The sequence below is a fragment of the Peribacillus sp. P4_C12 genome, from assembly GCF_056402095.1.
On the sequence record NZ_JBFUIB010000406.1, the window covers coordinates 1 to 3,410 of the forward strand.

General features: G+C 30.7%; 4 protein-coding genes and 1 pseudogene. 3 read left to right on the forward strand and 2 right to left on the reverse strand.

The genetic code is table 11. The features are described 5' to 3' along the window. Together AC1DUW_RS23885 and AC1DUW_RS23890 are read right to left on the reverse strand one after the other, a co-directional pair. Positions 1–562 (reverse strand): glycosyltransferase family 2 protein (locus tag AC1DUW_RS23885; RefSeq protein ID WP_477643627.1); only part of this gene is annotated, 562 nt, incomplete at its 3' end. Positions 563–1,125: 563 nt separating this feature from the next. Continuing rightward, a pseudogene (locus AC1DUW_RS23890) lies at positions 1,126–1,281 on the reverse strand (DUF6198 family protein); the annotation flags it as partial. Positions 1,282–1,423: 142 nt separating this feature from the next. On the opposite strand from AC1DUW_RS23890, the gene AC1DUW_RS23895 reads away from it, so the two are divergent. From AC1DUW_RS23895 to AC1DUW_RS23905, 3 genes are read left to right on the forward strand one after another with little or no spacing between them, the layout of a single operon-like run. Beyond that, on the forward strand, positions 1,424–1,876 hold the full coding sequence (locus AC1DUW_RS23895) for a MarR family winged helix-turn-helix transcriptional regulator (protein ID WP_477643628.1): 453 nt from the start codon (positions 1,424–1,426) through the stop codon (positions 1,874–1,876). Positions 1,877–1,898: 22 nt separating this feature from the next. Then, on the forward strand, positions 1,899–2,417 hold the full coding sequence (gene paiA, locus AC1DUW_RS23900) for a spermidine/spermine N(1)-acetyltransferase (protein ID WP_477643629.1): 519 nt from the start codon (positions 1,899–1,901) through the stop codon (positions 2,415–2,417). A 23-nt stretch (positions 2,418–2,440) separates the two neighbouring features. Continuing rightward, complete coding sequence (locus AC1DUW_RS23905; protein WP_477643630.1) at positions 2,441–3,064, forward strand: FMN-binding negative transcriptional regulator; 624 nt, start codon at positions 2,441–2,443, stop codon at positions 3,062–3,064. Positions 3,065–3,410: the final 346 nt, after the last annotated feature.

A 3,410-nucleotide genomic window follows, 5' to 3' on the forward strand; every position in this document is an offset into this window, starting at 1 on the left:
CTCTCATAGCAATGGGGTGATCTTCTGCCAATCTAATATCTTTTCTAAAACGAATATTCAAAGAACGGAGATATTCAGTTTTAAACATTTTCAATACTGACATCGTGTCTTTTACTAGCGAATCAAAAAAATTCGTGTTTATTTGCGTACTTTTAAATACATATACAGGAACTCTACGATTGACACCCTCATATTTTCCGATAATAACATCTGAATCATTTTCTTTACCTAATGTATACATATTTGAAATGGAATTTTCAGCAAGATAATCGTCTCCATCAACAAAGAAGATATATTCCCCTTCGGCTTCATCGATAATTCTATTTCTAGCGGTTGATGGGCCGCCAGTATTTTTTTGAGTTAATATCCTTATATTTCCATTTATATTGTACTGTTTTTTATAATTCTCAATAATTTTTACTGTATCATCCGTTGACCCGTCATCTACTATTAGTACTTCGATACCCTGAAATATATCTGATTGAGATGTTATACTATCTAGGCATTTTAAAATGTTTTTACTTTCATTGTAACAAGGTATCCCAACTGTAACCTTACGCATAACCACTTCTCCTTTTAAGACTATAAACTGCACATCAGAAATATTTATCGTCATTTTTTTGGTTAATTATACCATTATAAGTCTAGTTAATAGATGATTTATATGAATTTAACAATTAATAATTGTTACGAGGAATATTAATCATATTTAATTCGCTAGAAATTGATGTGTTGAATCTTCTTTGTATTAATGTGATTATTGATGTAGCAAAGCTTCTTGAAGAATGATGGAGTTCATTTATAATTAAGAATAATAAATAAGTCTCATTTACACACGTTACGCTTAACCTTACCTGTCCCTTTAGTTCCGTAAGAATAAGGTTGTCGCAGCAACCTCCCTTATTGAAGTAAACCACCTGTTAGTTATAGAGCAAAATAGTCTTCCCAAACATTAAAACCATTTAAAAAGAGTTAGGGTATAATGTAGTAATTTGGAGAATAAAATGAAATTGAATAGATAAAGTATTCATGAGTACCCCTAAGTACTCCACTTCAAAAAGCCCATCTCATAAAGAGAGGGGCTTTTTATGCTTATTTAAAAATTAATGTTGATAATAAACTAAATGTATTACAACATATCAATATTAAAGCTATTATTATTTCCCAACTTCCCACAGTAAGCCCCACATTTATAGACAGTCCTACCAAAAGTGCATCAAAAGGTGAWGTTCCAAGGTCTGATTGTATAGTGAAAGAAATACCAAGGGTTAATATTAAAATTCCTAATACATAAAAAACATATTTACTTTACTCGACCTCTTTATCATTATTTTTTTGTTGCAAACGCAACAAAGTTAGGTTAAATTTAATATATGTTATTTTTATTGCATTTGCAACAAAAATATGTACTAAGGAGTTAATTATGAATGAAATTCTTCGTGAAATTGGAATGATTGCAAGGGCATTAGATTCTATAAGTAATATAGAATTTAAAGAATATGACCTTACAAAAGGGCAGTATTTGTACCATGTGCGAATATGTGAAAACCGAGGAATCATTCAAGAAAAGTTAGCTGTGATGATAAAAGTAGATCGAACAACAGCAGCTCGTGCTATAAAAAAACTTGAAATTAATGGCTTTATTGAAAAGAAAGAAGATAAACATAACAAAAAAATTAAAAAACTCTTTCCAACAGAGAAAGGGAAAAATGTTTATCCTTTTATAAAAAGAGAAAATGATTATTCCAATATCGTTGCATTAGAGGGATTTTCCGAAAGAGAAGTAGAAACCATTTTCAATCTTCTTCAAAGAGTAAGAAAAAATATAGAAAAAGACTGGGAATTTGTAAAAAAGGGAAACAAGAGAAATTATTGATTATATAAAAGGAGCGACATATATGACTATAAATATAAAAAAGTGTATCCTTGAAGATTCTCGCAAACTTCAAGAAATTAGTTATGAAACATTTAATGAGACATTTAAGCATCAGAATTCACCTGAAAATATGAATGCCTATTTGGAAAGGGCATTTAACTTAAAACAATTAGAAAAAGAATTATCCAATATTTCTTCGCAATTCTTTATTGTTTATTTTAATAATGAAGTCGCTGGATATTTAAAGGTCAATACCAATGAAGCTCAGTCTGAAGAAATGGGTGCTGAATCACTTGAAATCGAAAGGATTTATATAAAGAAAAAATTTCAAAAACATGGGCTTGGTAAATATCTGCTAAATAAAGCTATGGAAATTGCGATGGAACGTAATAAAAAGAAAATCTGGCTAGGCGTATGGGAAAAAAATGAAAATGCTATTGCTTTTTATAAGAAACTGGGGTTTGTTCAAACTGGAGCCCACTCTTTTTATATGGGTGATGAAGGACAAATGGACTTTATAATGACCAAAACACTCATATAACTTTTTTTGAAAGGTGGATTATTATGTATATTCCAAAATATTATAAGGTCAAAAATGTTGATGAAATTTGGGGTTTTGTTCAAAAAAACTCTTTTGGCACGATTGTCACAACAGAACAAGGGAAACCAATTGCCACTCATTTGCCTTTGGGGTTAAATAAAAAGGGTGATGATTACTATATTACTGGGCATATGGCTTATGGAAATCCTCAGTGGAAAACATTTGAAACCTGTGAAGATGTGCTTGTAATGTTTCAGGGATCGAATGCTTACATTTCTTCTTCTTGGTATGGGCATGAAGAAGTTCCAACATGGAATTATCAAGCCGTCCATGTATATGGTAATGCAAGCATTTTAGAGAAAGATGAATTAATAGAAGAGTTCACAATAATGCTGGAAAAATATGAAGAAAATCGTGAAAATCCTGTTTTATGGGATAAACTTTCTCCTCATCTTTTAGAAAGTGAACTGAAAGGTATAGTTGGTTTTAAGATTAAGGTGGGAGAAATTCAGGCTGCTGATAAATTAAGTCAGAACCGAAATGAAACGGATTATATTAACATCATTGATAAATTACAAAATGAAGGAAATCCAAATTCGAAACAAATGGCAGAACTGATGGAAAAGAGATTAAAAAAACACATATAAGCCCAATTTTTATTCAACCCTCAGATGCAAGAATTAAAGAGCTTTGCGATCAGCTCTTTTCTTATGGGGCTAACGGGGCAGTTTAGTTTAATGAGACTTTTAGAATTAAACTATCAGTTGAAACCTTTTTAGGAAAAATCACGTATACAGATTTAGGAAAATGTTTTTTAGCATAGGAGGAACAGGTTATGTTTATAGGGGATATTATATTTTAAGTTATTGTTTTCGGAGGTATAATTTTAGGTGTTTTAGGATATTTATATTTTAAGCGGACCAAGAAAAGCTAATTAAATTTCTAATTCAAGTAACGGGTACTTTACTTCATTATCAGGAGCTGATCAGCAGC

Excerpts from the sequence above, each read along its gene's own strand:
- paiA (WP_477643629.1), top strand. The coding sequence starts at position 1,899 with ATGACTATAAATATAAAAAAGTGTATCCTTGAAGATTCTCGCAAACTT.
- AC1DUW_RS23905 (WP_477643630.1), top strand. The coding sequence starts at position 2,441 with ATGTATATTCCAAAATATTATAAGGTCAAAAATGTTGATGAAATTTGG.
- AC1DUW_RS23895 (WP_477643628.1), top strand. The coding sequence starts at position 1,424 with ATGAATGAAATTCTTCGTGAAATTGGAATGATTGCAAGGGCATTAGAT.